General features: G+C 65.8%; 16 protein-coding genes. 2 read left to right on the top strand and 14 right to left on the bottom strand.

What is annotated here, in order from left to right; translation table 11 throughout:
• Positions 1 to 8: 8 nt before the first annotated feature.
• From dnaA to mutM, 4 genes are all read right to left on the bottom strand, one after another.
• Positions 9 to 1373 carry a chromosomal replication initiator protein DnaA gene (gene dnaA / locus IE00_RS08785; RefSeq protein ID WP_072296696.1) on the bottom strand — a complete coding sequence of 455 codons (1365 nt, stop codon included), beginning with the start codon at positions 1371 to 1373 and terminating at the stop codon, positions 9 to 11.
• A gap of 560 nt (positions 1374 to 1933) precedes the next feature.
• Entirely contained in the window at positions 1934 to 2203 is a 270-nt protein-coding gene (gene rpsT, locus IE00_RS08780) for a 30S ribosomal protein S20 (protein WP_072296695.1), read from the bottom strand.
• A 154-nt stretch (positions 2204 to 2357) separates the two neighbouring features.
• Positions 2358 to 3134 (bottom strand): enoyl-CoA hydratase, encoded by a 777-nt coding sequence (locus IE00_RS08775; RefSeq protein ID WP_072296694.1) that lies wholly within the window; start codon positions 3132 to 3134, stop codon positions 2358 to 2360.
• A gap of 70 nt (positions 3135 to 3204) precedes the next feature.
• Entirely contained in the window at positions 3205 to 4050 is an 846-nt protein-coding gene (gene mutM / locus IE00_RS08770; protein WP_072296693.1) for a bifunctional DNA-formamidopyrimidine glycosylase/DNA-(apurinic or apyrimidinic site) lyase, read from the bottom strand.
• 101 nt (positions 4051 to 4151) lie between these two features.
• Here mutM and ubiE point away from each other — a divergent pair, with 101 nt between their 5' ends.
• Positions 4152 to 4898, top strand: a complete 747-nt coding sequence (gene ubiE, locus IE00_RS08765) for a bifunctional demethylmenaquinone methyltransferase/2-methoxy-6-polyprenyl-1,4-benzoquinol methylase UbiE (RefSeq protein WP_072296692.1) — start codon at positions 4152 to 4154, stop codon at positions 4896 to 4898.
• Positions 4899 to 4902: 4 nt separating this feature from the next.
• Positions 4903 to 6438, top strand: coding sequence for a 2-polyprenylphenol 6-hydroxylase (gene ubiB, locus IE00_RS08760; RefSeq protein WP_072296691.1), 1536 nt, complete (start codon positions 4903 to 4905; stop codon positions 6436 to 6438).
• Positions 6439 to 6447: 9 nt separating this feature from the next.
• On the opposite strand, the gene IE00_RS08755 is transcribed toward ubiB, so the two are convergent.
• From IE00_RS08755 to pqqB, 10 genes are all read right to left on the bottom strand, one after another.
• Positions 6448 to 6783, bottom strand: a complete 336-nt coding sequence (locus IE00_RS08755) for a hypothetical protein (RefSeq protein WP_072296690.1) — start codon at positions 6781 to 6783, stop codon at positions 6448 to 6450.
• Positions 6780 to 7388, bottom strand: a complete 609-nt coding sequence (locus IE00_RS08750) for a hypothetical protein (RefSeq protein WP_072296887.1) — start codon at positions 7386 to 7388, stop codon at positions 6780 to 6782. The genes IE00_RS08755 and IE00_RS08750 overlap by 4 nt, the downstream gene beginning before the upstream one ends.
• An 87-nt stretch (positions 7389 to 7475) precedes the next feature.
• Positions 7476 to 8798 carry a hybrid sensor histidine kinase/response regulator gene (locus IE00_RS08745; protein WP_072296689.1) on the bottom strand — a complete coding sequence of 441 codons (1323 nt, stop codon included), beginning with the start codon at positions 8796 to 8798 and terminating at the stop codon, positions 7476 to 7478.
• The gene (locus IE00_RS08740; protein WP_072296688.1) at positions 8788 to 9951 is read right to left on the bottom strand and encodes an FIST N-terminal domain-containing protein; all 1164 of its coding nucleotides are present in this window, start codon (positions 9949 to 9951) and stop codon (positions 8788 to 8790) included. Before IE00_RS08740 ends, IE00_RS08745 begins: the two co-directional genes overlap by 11 nt.
• Positions 9951 to 10658, bottom strand: coding sequence for a response regulator transcription factor (locus IE00_RS08735; RefSeq protein WP_072296687.1), 708 nt, complete (start codon positions 10656 to 10658; stop codon positions 9951 to 9953). The genes IE00_RS08740 and IE00_RS08735 overlap by 1 nt, the downstream gene beginning before the upstream one ends.
• A 136-nt stretch (positions 10659 to 10794) precedes the next feature.
• Complete coding sequence (locus IE00_RS08730; RefSeq protein WP_072296686.1) at positions 10795 to 11586, bottom strand: quinoprotein dehydrogenase-associated SoxYZ-like carrier; 792 nt, start codon at positions 11584 to 11586, stop codon at positions 10795 to 10797.
• Between the two features lie 3 nt (positions 11587 to 11589).
• A complete protein-coding gene (pqqE, locus tag IE00_RS08725; protein WP_072296685.1) occupies positions 11590 to 12726 on the bottom strand; it encodes a pyrroloquinoline quinone biosynthesis protein PqqE in 1137 nt (378 codons plus the stop codon).
• A complete protein-coding gene (gene pqqD / locus IE00_RS08720) occupies positions 12723 to 13016 on the bottom strand; it encodes a pyrroloquinoline quinone biosynthesis peptide chaperone PqqD (RefSeq protein WP_072296684.1) in 294 nt (97 codons plus the stop codon). Before pqqD ends, pqqE begins: the two co-directional genes overlap by 4 nt.
• On the bottom strand, positions 13013 to 13765 hold the full coding sequence (gene pqqC / locus IE00_RS08715) for a pyrroloquinoline-quinone synthase PqqC (RefSeq protein ID WP_072296683.1): 753 nt from the start codon (positions 13763 to 13765) through the stop codon (positions 13013 to 13015). Before pqqC ends, pqqD begins: the two co-directional genes overlap by 4 nt.
• Complete coding sequence (gene pqqB / locus IE00_RS08710; RefSeq protein ID WP_072296682.1) at positions 13762 to 14643, bottom strand: pyrroloquinoline quinone biosynthesis protein PqqB; 882 nt, start codon at positions 14641 to 14643, stop codon at positions 13762 to 13764. The genes pqqC and pqqB overlap by 4 nt, the downstream gene beginning before the upstream one ends.
• Positions 14644 to 14645 lie beyond the last annotated feature (2 nt).

Raw genomic sequence — 14645 nt, 5'->3', positions numbered from 1 at the left:
GTGGGTGCTTACGCCTCCAGCATCCGCTTGAGGACGGCGATGTCTTCCGACATGGCGCTGTCGTCGATGATCAATTCCTCGATCTTGCGGACACCGTGCATGATGGTGGTGTGGTCCCGGCCCCCGAAGCGACGGCCGATTTCCGGCAGCGACCGGCTGGTCAGCTGCTTGGACAGATACATGGCGATCTGGCGGGGCCGGGCGACATTGCGGGCGCGTTTCGGACCCATCATGTCGGCCAGGCGGATATTGTAATGTTCGGCGACCTTGCGCTGGATGTCGTCGATGTTGATCTTGCGGTCGTTGGTGCGCAGGATGTCGGCCAGGCATTCCTGGGCCACCTCCAGCGTGATCTCGCGGCGCAAGAGGCTGGCATGCGCGAACAGACGCTGCAGCGCGCCTTCCAGCACGCGGACGTTGGTGGTGATGCGATGCGCCAGGAATTCCAGCACGCCCGCGCCGATCTCCAGGTCGGGCTGCTGGGCGCGGAAGACGGCGGTCTTGGACTGCAGGATGCCCAGACGCAATTCATAGGTGGTCGGGTGCAGGTCCACGATCAGGCCGCAGGACAGGCGCGACTTGATGCGTTCCTCGAGGCCCTTGATCTCGGCGGGGGCGCGGTCGGCGGAAATGACGATCTGCTTGCCCTGATCGACCAAGGCGTTGAACGTGTGGAAGAATTCTTCCTGGGTGCTGTCCTTGCCGGCGATGAACTGGACGTCATCGACCATCAGCATGTTCACGTTCCGGAACATGCCCTTGAAATCCATGATGGTGCTTTCGCGCAGCGCTTGGACAAAGCGGTACATGAACTGTTCCGCCGACAGATACAGCACCTGCGCCGAGGGGTGGCGGGTCTGATAATCATGCGCGATCGCATGCATCAGGTGCGTCTTGCCCAGGCCCACGCCGCCATAGAGGAACAGCGGGTTGAAGCCCACGGGCCCGCCTTCGGCCACGCGGCGGGCGGCGGCATGGGCCAGTTCGTTCGGCTTGCCGACGACGAAATTTCCGAAGGTATAGCGCGGGTCCAGCGGCGCGCCCAGATCGGCGCGGGGGGCGACGCGCGCGGTCGGGGCCTGGGCGGGCATGTCGGCCGGGGCGGCGGCCTGCGCTGCAGGGCGTGCCGCGGCACTGCCCACGTCAAAGCGCAGCCGTTCGACATGTTCGCCGGTCCGGTTCAGGACCGACATGATTTCCTTGGCAAAGTGACGGTTCACCCAGTCCGAGATGAAGCGCGTCGGGCTGATGAAGCGCGCGGCGCCCTCTTCGATGGCGGCAAGACGAAGCGGCTTGATCCAGTGGTTATAGTTGTTCGGCCCAACGCTGCTTTCCAGTTCGGCGCATGCCTGACCCCAGATCTTGTCCATCATCTTCCGTATCCCGTGCCTGTCCCCAAATCCCGCCGGGCGATCCGACGGGACAACGTTCACGCAGCAAGGGCCGTGACGCAGAAAAACAGGCATCCTCCGCGTCCGAGACCTCGGTCGCTAGAAGGGCGCCAGCCCGCTTTTCCAGTTCACAGACACAGATCCCGTGACAGCCGATGGCAGCCGACAGTCCGAAACCCGAGAGCAGAAGAAGGACGGTTGTCCCGACCTCGTCGCCCGGTCGATTTCTTGGTCGGCATCTGCCGGCCCCGAGGTTCGACCCGTCCCCCAAGCGACGTGAATCGCAAGATGGAAATTAGCCTCAGCGCGACGACCGCTGCAACCGAACTATGCGCTTGACAGCAACTTGGCGAAATCGAATCTGCGAGCCCTTTGACTCCAAAGACAAAAAACTGACTGTCTTGAAAATAAAGGATTTTATCGCTTTTCGCAGGCGCAGAAATGCAGATCGGGCGCAAAGCAAAGCTTGCACCCGATCGGTCGTTTCCAAGGCCTATCGTGGCCGTATGTCTGGATATTCTTCAGCCCCGAAGGGCGGGCCATCAGGCCGTCTGCAGCGCCTTGACGCGGGCTGCTAGGCGCGAAACTTTCCGCGATGCAGTATTCTTGTGCACGATGCCCTTGGTGACGCCGCGCATCAGTTCGGGCTGGGCGTTCTTCAGGGCTTCGCGGGCGGCGTCCACGTTGCCGCTGGCAATCGCTTCTTCGACCTTGCGCAGATAGGTGCGGATGCGCGAACGGCGGGCTTTGTTGATGTCGGTGCGACGCTCGGTCTGGCGTGCGCGTTTCTTCGACTGGGGCGTATTGGCCATGGGTCAGAATCCTAACGGGTCAGTTGCATTTCGATTGCGCAAAAGCCCCATGGCGCCGCACCCCGAAAGGTACGGTCATGATTCTTGCCTAAGCGGGCCCACACGCATGTAAGGGTGGGCCTATAGGACATGGGGCGGAAAAAGAAAACCCTTTTCAGCGGTCGCGGAACTGGGCTTCGCGTTTTTCCAGGAAAGCGGCCATGCCTTCCTTCTGATCCTCGGTCGCGAACAGCGCATGGAAGGCGCGGCGTTCGAACAGCAGGCCCTCGGCCAGGGTGGTCTCATAGGCGCGGTTGACCGATTCCTTGACCGTCTTGACCGCGATCTGCGATTTGTCGGCGATCTTGCGGGCGGCGGTCAGGGCTTCGGGAATCAGCTTGGGGGTGGGGACGACGCGGCTGACCAGCCCCGAGCGCTCCGCCTCGGCGGCATCCATGAAGCGGCCGGTCAGGTTCATGTCCATGGCCTTGGACTTGCCGACGAATCGCGTCAGGCGCTGCGTGCCGCCGATGCCCGCACAGACGCCCAGGTTGATCTCGGGCTGGCCGAACTTGGCGTTTTCCGCACAGATGATGAAGTCGCAGACCATCGCCAGCTCGCAGCCGCCGCCCAGGGCATAGCCGCTGACGGCGGCGATGATCGGCTTGCGGACGCGGGTGATCTTTTCGATCTGGGCGCCGAAGAGGTCGGCCTCATAGACCTCGACGAAGGATTTCTGCGACATTTCCTTGATGTCGGCACCTGCGGCAAAGGCCTTTTCGCTGCCGGTCAGGACGATGCAGCGCACCTTGTCGTTGCGGTCGGCGTCAGACAGGGCCGCAGACAGCTCGTCCAGAAGCGTGGCGTTCAGCGCGTTCAGCGCCTCGGGACGGTTCAGCCGGATCAGGGCGACCTCGTCCTCGATCTCCACGATGATGGTTTCAAAAGCCATGGGCTTGGACCTCGTTGCCAATTTGCATTGGCACAAGTCCTATCAGCTTGGACGCGGGAAATCCAAGCGTTCAGCGTTGGCAGGCCGGGCAGTAGAAACTGGACCGCCCCGACTGCACGATGCGCCGGATGGTCCCGTCGCATCCGTCCCGCAGGCAGGGTTGCCCCTCGCGGTCATAGGTGCGGAAGCTGTGCTGGAAATAGCCCAGCTCGCCGCTGGCCTGGCGATGGTCGCGCAAGGACGACCCGCCCGCCGCGATGGCATCCGACAGGACGTCGCGGATATGGCCGACCAGCGCCGCCAGCCGCGCCGCCCCGATCCGCCCCGAGGCCCGGCGCGGATCGATCCCCGCCCGCCACAGGGATTCGCTGACATAGATGTTGCCCAGGCCCGCCACGATGCGCTGGTCCAGCAACGCCTGCTTGATGGGCAGGCGCCGACCCGCCAGGCGCGCGGCCAGGTATTCGGGGGTAAAGACCGGATCGAAGGGTTCCGGCCCCAGATGGTCCAGCAGCGGATGCGCCGCGCCGTCGCGGATCAGGTCCACCATGCCAAAGCGGCGCGCGTCGTTGAAGGTGATGGTGGTGCCCGCATCGGTGGTCAGAACCACGTGATCGTGGCGCGCGATGATGCCCGGATCGCGGTGGAAACCGGCCAGGCCCGCGCCCTCGACCAGCATCCGCCCCGACATGCCCAGATGCCACAGCACCGTGCCGCCACGGTCCAGATCGGCCAGCAGGTATTTCGACCGACGCCGCAATGCGGTCACGGTGGCACCCGTCATCACCTGCACCAGGTCGGGCGGCATCGGCCAGCGCAGATCGGGGCGGCGGACCTCGGCGCGGGCGATGCGGGCGCCCTCCAGATGGGGCAGCAGGCCGCGGCGGACGGTCTCGACTTCGGGCAGTTCGGGCAATCGGGTTCCTTTCGTCGCATTGCACCCGTGGCGCATCGCGGTCATTGTGCCAGCGGCTGGCCGGACTTATCTGGCGATGGAACAGGTAAACGGCAAGCGTGATGACGGATTCAAAGACGACACATTTCGGTTTCCAGACCGTGGACGAAGATGCCAAGGCAGGCATGGTCCACGAGGTCTTTTCCAGCGTCGCGTCGAAATACGACGTGATGAACGACCTGATGAGCGTGGGCATCCACCGCGTGTGGAAGACGGCCATGATGGATTGGCTGGCCCCGCGCGAGGGTCAGCACCTGCTGGACGTGGCGGGCGGCACGGGCGACGTGGCCTTCCGGTTTCTGGACCGGGCGCCGCACGGCCGGGTGACGGTCTGCGACATGACCGAATCCATGCTGGTCGAAGGGCGCAAGCGCGCCGATGCGGTGGACAAGGCCGACCGGCTGGCATGGGTGACGGGCGATGCGATGGCGCTGCCCTTCGCGGATGCGACCTTCGACCGCTATACGATCAGCTTCGGCATCCGCAACGTGACCCGCATCCCCGATGCCCTGTCCGAGGCTTACCGCGTGCTGAAACCCGGCGGTCGCCTGATGGTGCTGGAATTCAGCCAGATCCCCGTCCCGGCGATGCAATGGGCCTATGACCGCTACAGCTTCAACGTCATCCCGGCGATGGGCAAGGCGGTGACGGGCGATCGCGACAGCTATCAGTATCTGGTCGAATCGATCCGCCGCTTCCCCGACCAGGAAACCTTTGCCCAGATGATCCGCGATGCGGGCTTTGGGCGGGTTCAGTACCGCAACCTGACCATGGGCATCGCGGCCCTGCATTCCGGCTGGAAGTTGTAGTTTCATGCGCGGCCCCCACAACATCCTGCGCCTGATCCGCACGGGCGCCACGTTCGAGCGCACCGGCGCGATGGAGGCCGTGCTGGACGCGGTCGAAGCCCCCGTCCGGCTGCGCGTCGCCGCCAGGGTGCTGGGCTGGCCGTTCCGCTGGCTGGGCTACAAGGGCGATCCGAACCTGCCGCCGATCACGCGGGCGATCACCGCATTGGGGCCGGCCTATATCAAGTTCGGGCAGATCCTCTCGACCCGCGCCGACGTGGTGGGGCCGGAACTGGCCGGGCAGCTGCGGATGCTGCAGGACCGCCTGCCGCCCTTCCCGACCCCCATCGCCAAGCAGGCCATCGCGGCCGAATTGCGCCGCCCCGTCGACCAGATCTTCTCGGAATTTTCCGAACCGGTGGCGGCGGCCTCGATCGCCCAGGTCCACCGCGCCCGCCTGCGCGACACCGGTCACGAGGTCGCGGTCAAGGTCGTGCGCCCCGGCATCGGCGCCGCCTTCAAACGCGACATCGACGCCTTCCATTTCGGCGCCCGCATCATCGAGATCCTGTCGCCCGGCACGCGCCGCCTGCGCCCCCGCGACGTGGTCAACCATTTCGAACACACGGTCATGGGCGAACAGGACCTGCGGCTGGAGGCGGCGGCCGCATCCGAATTCGCGGAAAACACCGCGCAGGACGCGGGCTTTCAGATCCCCATGCCGCATTGGGCCTATTCCTCGCGCAGCGTGCTGACCGCCGATTGGGCCGAAGGGCTGCCGATGGGCGATCCGCAGGCGCTGATCGCGGCGGGACACGACACGACCGACCTGGCACGGCGGGTGATCCAGCTGTTCCTGTCCCATGCCCTGCGCGACGGGTTCTTCCATGCCGACATGCATCACGGCAACCTGAAGGTCGCGGCCAATGGCGATGTCATCGCCTATGATTTCGGCATCATGGGCGAGATCGACGAATATACCCGCCGCGTCTATGCCGAGATCCTCTATGGCTTCATCCAGCGCGATTATCGTCGCGTCGCCCGGGTGCATTTCGAGGCGGGCTATGTCCCTCGCGACCAGGACGAGGCCGCCTTTGCCCGCGCCCTGCGCGCCGTGGGCGAGCCGATCTTCGGCGCCGATGCCAGCCGCATCAGCATGGCGAACCTGCTGTCCTATCTGTTCGAGGTGACCGAACGGTTCGGCATGCCCACAAGGACGGAACTGATCCTGCTGCAGCGCACCATGGTCGTGGTCGAAGGCGTCGCGCGTTCGCTGGACCCGCAGCTGAACATCTGGGACGCGGCCAAGCCGGTGGTGTCGGATTACATCAAGGGCAGCATCGGCCCCAAGGCGGCCCTGCGGGATCTGTCGCATGTGGCGCAGACCATCGGCCGCTATGGCCCGCTGTTGCCGCGCATCGTCGAACAGGCCCTGTGGGAACGCGCCCACCCCGAGGAAGCCCGCCTGACCGTCGTCCAGCCCAAGCCCGCCGTGCCCCTGTGGCTGGTGGCCGTGCTGGCCTTGGCGGCAGGGGCGGGCATCGGGCTGGGCCTGGGCTGAGGCTGGCGATCAGAAACAGATGATCTCGGCCTCGGCCTCGGCGCGGCGCAGGGTGGCGACGGTTTCGTTCATCTGCGCCATCCCCTTGAACATCGAGGACCTTTCGCCATTGGTCTGCTGCATGCGCAGGATGGTTTCGGCCCCGACATAACCCTCATAGGGCAGGATTTCGGCGATGCGGTCGATGGCGCAGGAACAGCGGTCCAGCATTTCCCGCGTGTTGCCGTTGGTGGCCATGCAGGTGGTCACGTATTCGACCCGGGCATTGGTGGGGTAATCGTTCACCGACTGCGCCGCCGCCGGCCAGGCCAGCAGGGCGACGCATCCGGCGGCGAAAACCCTCATTGCAGCACCAGCGTATTGCGATAGCCGGGGGTCTGGTCGGTGGCGGCGCGCAATTCGCGGATCGGGTCCTTGGGGTCATCCATGACGAAGGTCAGGGTCAGCGAATCGAAACCCTTCATCCGGGCGGCGTTCTGATCCTGGGCGAAGGGCTGGAAGGTCGCGACCTTGCGGCCATCCTGTTCGGTGATCTCTCCGCCGCGGAAGATGGCATCCTTCATCCGGTTGCGGATGTAATGCGGGCTGCCCCCGGTCAGGGCGGCCATGTCGCTCACGGTCTCTTCCAGGAAATAGGTCAGCACCGGGTCGCCTGCCGAAATCGGAAAGGGCCCGATCTTGCGGTTCGCCGTATCGCCCTGCTGTTGCAGCTGCAGCACCGGCTGCTGATCCGAAGGGTCGATGATCTGGCTCAGGATCAGGCGGCTATCGGCGGTCGGGCGGAACCCTTCGGCGGCGGGGCCTTCGACGGTCATCTGCCATTCCAGGGCTTCCTGCCCCAGATCCCACGGACCGCGTTCGGAAAAGACCGCATCGCCCGCCTCGGCGGCAAGCCCGGCCTGAGGAATCGAAAGGGCTGCCCAAAGGGCAATGGCAATGGCGCGTTTCATCATCTCTCGTCCTCCCAAACGTGGGGCCATGATGGGGCAGTGGGCGGGGATCGCAAGCCCCGCAATCGGTCCTGTCCACCCTTGGTCTTAGGCCAGAAGCCGGCCCAGCATCTCGGCCAGCTCGTGGGGATGGACGGGCTTTTCCAGCAGATGCACCCCCATCGCCGAACAGGTTCGCGCGATGATCGCGTCGCGATGGGCGGTGACCATGACGGCGGTGACAGGACGATCCGAGGCGGCCCGCAACGCCTCGATGGCCGCGACGCCGGTATCACCGTTTTCCAGGTGGTAATCGGCCAGGATGACGTCGGGGGGCTCGTCCCCCATGGTGGCCAGCGCCTCGGCCGTGCCGCCGGCGATGCGGGGAACCATACCCAGACGGTCGCGCAGGATCATCTCATAGCCGCGGCGCATGTCGGGATCGTTCTCGACGACCAGCGCGACCCGCCCGCGCAGGGCCAGGATGGCGGCATCGGTCGGCTTGTCGGGCTTGGCCTCGCGGGCGTGGACCAGGGGCAGGCCGACGCGGAAGGTGGTGCCCCGCATCGCTTCCGAACTGAAGCTGATCGGATGGCCCAGCTTGGCGCAGGCGCGGCGGACGATGGACAGGCCCAGGCCCATGCCGGGTGTCGCCTGATCATGGGTCAGGCGCTGGAATTCGTCGAAGATGCGGTTTCGATCCACGGCCGGAATGCCGATCCCCGTGTCATGGATGGTCAGCCAGCACATGCCACCCCGTCGCCTTGCGCCGACGATGACCCCGCCCTTGTTTGTATATTTGATGGCGTTCGATACAAGATTTTGTGCAATGCGCCGAAGAAAGACCGGATCGCTTTCCACGACCAGATCGGTCGGGCGGAACCCCAGTCGCAGATCCTTGGCCTCGGCCAGAGGCGCGAATTCGGCGGCCAGCCTCCGGAACAGATCGCCCAAGGGGACGGGCTGGCGGTTGAATTCGATCCGCTGGCTGTCCAGCCGCGAGATGTCCAGCACCGCGTGCATCAGCTGTTCGACCGATTCAAAGGCGCTGCCCAGCCTGTTGGTCAGCTCGGTCTGATGATCGTCCATGGGCGTGTCGGTCAGCGCCGACAGGAACAGCCGCGCCGCCGACAAGGGCTGCAACAGGTCATGGCTGGCCGCGCGCAGGAAGCGGGTCTTGGACCGGTTCGCCTCTTCGGCCGAGGCGCGGGCCACGGCCAGTTCGCGGTTGCGCTGCGACAGGTCGGTCATCGCCCGTTCCAGGTCGCGGGTGCGGGCCAGGACCTCCTGCTCCAGCGCGACGGCGGCCTGGAACATCGACCAGGCCGATCCGCGCGATTCCTCCAGCCGGTCGATGCGGTCGATCAGGACGGCATTGATGCGGTCCAGTTTCTGGACCTGGCGCGCGGGGGTGTCGTCGTCACGCAGCATCGCTGTCCCCGGCCTCGGGGGCCATGAAGGCCAGTCCCACGAAGGTTTGGTTCACATGCATGCCGCAATGCTGTTCGCCATAGGTGTTGAACCCGGCAATGCGATAGCGGCGATACATGGCCGACATGCAATCGGTCAGCCCGGCGCGTTCCAGCGCCAGCCGTCGCAGGATGCAGTCGAAGGCCAGAACCATCAACGGTGGGCGGGGCAGGGCGTCCAGCGCGTCGGAAAACCCCTGGGTCATGTCCTCGGCCCGCCCCAGGGTCAGCACGGTGCCGATATCGATGGCCGACAGCAGGGACAGGCCGTCATCCTCGGTCACGGCACTGATGGCGCGGACATGGTGACGGCGGCCCATGCGCAGCAGCAGCGGGTGGCGCGCGAATTCCGACGGCGTCAACCTGTCGGGGCTGAGCCCGGCCAGCCGCGCATATTCCAGCGCGGCGGGTTCGGCATTCAGTTCCAGGATGCGCCGCTTTTCGGGAATGGCGGCGGTGACCACGGCGCGGATCGGGGTGGGGCTGAAATGGGCGAAGGTCACCTCGGAAATGTCCAGATCCGTCTCGACCAGCATGAAGACCGCGACATTGGACATCACCCGCGATTGCGCCAACAGAGAGGTGCGTTCGAAATCCAGCCCGTCGCCCGCCGACCCCCCGATCACCGGCAGCGATGGCAGGGCCGCGTCCAAGGTGGCGACCAGCGCGTCCTCCTGTCCCGAAAGACCGTCGACCAGCAGCAGACCGAAAAGATTGCGCCGCGGATCGGGGCGAAAGGCCCGGTGCATGTGCCGCAGCCCCGCCAGCCAGTCCGACACCGGAAGCGCCGAGATGTCGGGCAGCACCATCGCCCGCGCCCGGAACTGCGTCGCCGGAAAGCCGATGGCCACCACGCTGTCGCTGGAATAGCCCTGTGGACCGATCTCTCCGGCCGATGAACAGCCGGTGATGACGCAATCGGGGGGCAGGTGGTCGCGCAACGCGGCGTCCAGATCCGCCAGCTGCTGTCCCTGCGCCCCGAACAGCAGCACCAGCGCGGGATTGATGCCGCGCAGGCCGTCCAGCAGGGTCGGGACCAGATCGGCCCCGCCGCGGTCAGCCTGCACGGCCACCGGCCCGGATGCGCCCTCCTTCGCCGCCGGGTCGGTATGCATCACCCAGCCTCGAAAAGCCGGATCGAATTGGCCAGCAGCACCGCCTGCGTGCGACGGCGTGCGTTGATCTTGGACATGATCGCCGTGATGTGGGTCTTGACCGTGGCCTCGGCGATCGACAGCTCGTAGCTGATCTCCTTGTTGGCCTTGCCCTTGCAGATCAGCCGCAGGATCTTCATCTGCTGCGGTGTCAACGAGGCAAAGCGGCGGGCCAGTTCGGCCCGTGCCTGATCCTCGGCCCCGTCCAGTTCCGGGCAATATCCCTCGGGGGTGACATGCTCGCCCTCCCACATGCGGCGCAGGCTGTCGACCAGCGCCTCGCGCGACAGGGACTTGCTGATGTAACCCTGTGCGCCCGCCGCCATCGCAGCCGAAATCATCGCCCCTTCCAGATCGGCCGAGATCATCGTGATGGGCACGTCGGGCAGTTGCCGACGCAGGGTGACGATGCCTTCGGCACCGCGGGCATCGGGCAGGTTCAGGTCCAGGATCACGGCATCGGGCGCGCCCTGCGTCCGGATCTGTTCGACGGCAGCCGCCAGGCTGCGGGCCGTGCGGACATTCTTCAATCCGAAGCTGATCTTCAAAGTCAGCGCCAGCGCATCGCACATCAACGGATGGTCATCGACGATCAGGATTTCACGGACCTGGTCGGCGGTGGGTCGCGGTGACGGCGCAGGGCGCGCCTGAATGGCGGCTGCGGTCATGGCATTCCTCCCTGGTTTTCGGCGGTGCCTCCTCCTCGAGGCGTCCCGTCCGAAAGGTCAGTTTAGGTAAGGTTGCACATAAAGCAAGCGTCATGGCGCGACCTAAGTCGCATGACCCGCGATTGGTCCTTGGGGCTTAGCCGCTGACCGGCTGGAAGGTTTCGTCCCAGACGTTGCCTTCGGTATCTTCGACATGGACATGGATCGGCCGACCGTCATCCTGATAGGCAAAACGGAAGACCGGGTCCTCGGCGACCGAGATGCCCGCCGCCATCGTGAACAGCACCCGGTCCCCCTGCCGAACTTCCAGCTTGTCGATGAAATGGGCGGGGATGTTCAGCAAGGTGTACTGATCGCGCTGCAACCCCGAAAAGTTCGGGTGTCGAATCATCAGCGTGCCGATGTCGCGCCCGTCCTCGGTCGCGGTCCGCCAGCGCATCTGGCCCATGGTGCGCGTCACCTCGGCCATGTTCTTGCCCGCCGGGGCCGAACAGCCGCCCGCCGCCTTGACAAAGCGCCCCGCCATGACCCGCGATCCGTCGGCGGTCGTGGCGATGCTGCGCAGGTCGGAATAGCGGTCGACACGAACGCGCATTTCGAAATCCAGCGGCATCAGCGCATCGCCGAAGGTGTATTCCGCGGCGACGGGCGCCGGGTTTTCATCGATCACGATCGTCGCCGCGGTCACCGGCGGCGCGTCCTGGGGCTGGATCAGCCGCACAGGCACGATGGCCGGGTCGTTGGCGCGATGGGGCGCGGTCAGGTCGATCACCCCCGGATCGACGGGCGGTTCGGTCGCAAGACCCACGACGGATTCGCGGATGTCCTCCCATGTGGGCGAGGGTTGCAGCGGGTTGTCCGGTGGCGTGCCCTGAGCCCAGAGGGGCGTGGCCAGCGCAAGCGCGGCGGCGATCAGCCAAGGCTTCATGTCCTATCCTCCCTTTGACATGCGCCGATAGACGAACTCGGTCGTGTCGGCGGCCGCATCCTCCTCGGCCCGCCGGACGATCTGCGCATGAAGTGGTGACTTGGAACAGACCGGGTCGGTTGCCCGCGCATCACCTGCCAAGGCCATAGCTTGACACCGACAGCCGCCGAAATCCACGGTTTTCCGCTCGCAGCTGGCGCAGGGTTCGGGCATCCATTCCGTGCCGCGAAAGGCGTTGAAGCTGTCCGACAGGTGCCAGATATCCGACAGGCTGCGGTCCTGCACGTTCTCGAAGCGCATCCAGTCGATCGATTGCGCGGCGTGGCAGGGCAGGACCGTGCCGTCCGGCCCAACATTCAGGCCAAGCGAGCCCCAGCCCCCCATGCAGGCCTTGGGATAGATGGCATGGTGATCGGCGGGGACGTAATCGATGACCATCCTGCCGCGCAGGCGGATGCGGGCCTCGTTGACGATCCGGCGCGCCGTTTCGGCCTGGTCGCGGGTCGGCATCAGCGCCTTGCGGTTCAGCTCGGCCCATCCGTGGAACTGGACGGTCGCCACCTCGATCCGGCGGGCGCCAAGACGTTCAGCCAGCGCGATCATGTCGGGCAGGCGGTCCATGTTCTGGCGGTGCACGACGGCGTTGATGGTCAGCGGAAAACCGATTTCGGTCACCCAATCGGCAAAGCCCATCTTCTTGTCCCAGGACCCCGGATGGCCGCTGATGCGGTCGGCCATGTCGGGGCGGATGCCCTGCAGCGACAGCTGGACGTGATCGACCCCCGCCGCGTCCAGTTCCAGCAGCCGGTCACGGGTGATGCCGATCCCCGAGGTGATCAGGTTCACATAGAGCCCCGCGTCGCGCGCATGGGCCACGATCTGCGCCAGGTCACGCCGGGCGCCCGGTTCCCCGCCCGAGATATGGACCTGCAACACGCCCAGTGCCGCCGCCTGACGAAAGACGCGGCCCCAGTCATCGGCGGTGATTTCCGATTTGGCGCGGATCAGCTCGACCGGGTTCGAACAATAGGGGCAGGCCAGTGGGCAGCGATGCGTGATCTCGGCCAGCATCGCCATGGGCAGGCCGGGGGTCACGGTGTTGCCGTCAAGGTCGCGGGGCTGTGCGGGAAGATCCTTCATGTGATGTCCCGCAGGAAGACCATGCGCCTTTCGATCAGCCCGGTCAGAAAGTCGCGGACATCGCCCTCGATCTGTTCCACCGGCGCGTCATAGCGAGCGGCCAGATCCCGTGTGATCTGCGCCAGGCTGCGTGCGCCGTCCAGTTCGCCCAGGATGGCATCGCCGATCTGGTCCAGCTGCATGGCGCGTTCGGGGGCCTGCAGCACGCGGATGTTGCGCAGCTGGTCATTCTCCAACCGCACGCCGCGCGGCAGATAGGGGACGTCGTCGGGGGTGATCAGTGCGGTCATGACAGCATTCCTTCGCCCGGTTGCCACGCGCCCGGCGGCGTGTTGCCCATGACATAGCCGTTCCACAGCGCATCCAGCTGCGCCCACAGGACATCCGTCTTGAAGATCAGCGCCGCCGCCGCCGCATCCTGCTTTTCGCGGGTGTCGGCATGGGTCAGCACGTAATCCAGGCCGAATTTGACGTCGTCGGGGGCCTCGGTCAGGCGCTTGCGGAAATAGGCCAGGCTGCTGTCATCGGCGAAATCGTAATGGGCCAGCAGCCCTTCGATGCGTTGGGCATGGATCTTGGGGGCGAACAGCTCGGTCAGGCTGGCGGCGACCGCGTCCAGCAGCGGCATGTCCCGCACGAAGCGGACATAGGCATCGACCGCAAAGCGCGTCGCCGGCATGATGCCCACGCCCGATGCGACATAGTCGGGGTCCAGCCCCACGGCCTGCGCCAGGGCCAGCCAGCGACGGATGCCGCCGCCTTCGGTCGTGCCGCCGTCATGATCCTCGATCCGCTTGCGCCAGGCGCGGCGCAGGTCGGGATCGTCAACGCGCGACATGAAGGCCGCGTCCTTCATGGGGATGCGCGACTGGTACATCCAACGGTTGATGACCCAGGCCCGGACCTCGTCGGGGGTGCAGTCGCCGCCATGCAGGCGGGCGTGGAACGGGTGGCGGTCGTGATATCGCTCGGCCCCGATGGCGCGCAGCCGCGCCTCGAAATCCTGGCGCGATTGCGCCTGATTCTGGATGTCCTTCACGGCAAGATCTCCATTCCGTCGCGACCCACCTGCCAACCCTGCGCGCGGGCCTGGGCCGTCTGCGCGCTGTCGGGGTCGGTCAGGGGGTTCGAATTGTTCATATGCACGAAGATCCGCTGCCCGATGGACATCCCATCCAGCGCGGTCATCGTGTCGGTCACGGCCATGTGGCCCATCCTGCGACCCGTCTTGACGCCCAGGCCCATGCGGATCATCTCGTCATCCTCCCACAGGGTGCCGTCGAACAGCAGCGCATCGGCGCCGTCGATCCGGGCCTTCAGCCAGTCGGGCATGTCGGCGCAACCGGGGATGTAGAAGGCGCGCTTGGCCCCGGCCTTCAGTTCGACACCGACCGTGGTCTCGCCCATCAGGCCGGTCTGAACCTCGCCCTGTTCCTGATACAGCGGCACCTTGCCCGGCACCGCGAACAGCGTGGCTGTCAGGCCGGGGGCCAGGTCGATGGTCCGGTCCAGCGCCACGGTCCGGCGCGGCACCAGATCGGCGCGTAGGGCGCCGATCATCGGATTGGCCGCCAAGGCATCATGGATCGCCTGCGTCGCGAACAGGTCATAGGGCTGGCTTTCGCGCAGCGTCAGCAGACCAGCCACATGGTCGATATCGCCATTCGTGACCAGGACGGACCGCAGCGGCATGTCGCGCGGGCCGGTGGGATGCAGGGCAGGGGTCGCGGCCAGCTGCATGCGGATGTCGGGGGATGCGTTCAGGATCGCCCAATCCCGCCCGTCCGCGCTGACCGCGACCGAGCTTTGCGTCAGCGAGGGTATCCGCCCCGCGCGCGCCGCGTTGCAATTGTCGCATCCGCAATTCCACTGGGGCAGGCCGCCACCGGCCGCCGCCCCCAAGATGATGATCCGCATCA

Source organism: Paracoccus sp. SM22M-07 (assembly GCF_001887735.1).
Lineage (GTDB): Bacteria > Pseudomonadota > Alphaproteobacteria > Rhodobacterales > Rhodobacteraceae > Paracoccus.
The sequence above is the reverse complement of the archived record's forward strand: the minus strand, read 5'-3'. Positions and strand labels throughout refer to the sequence as shown.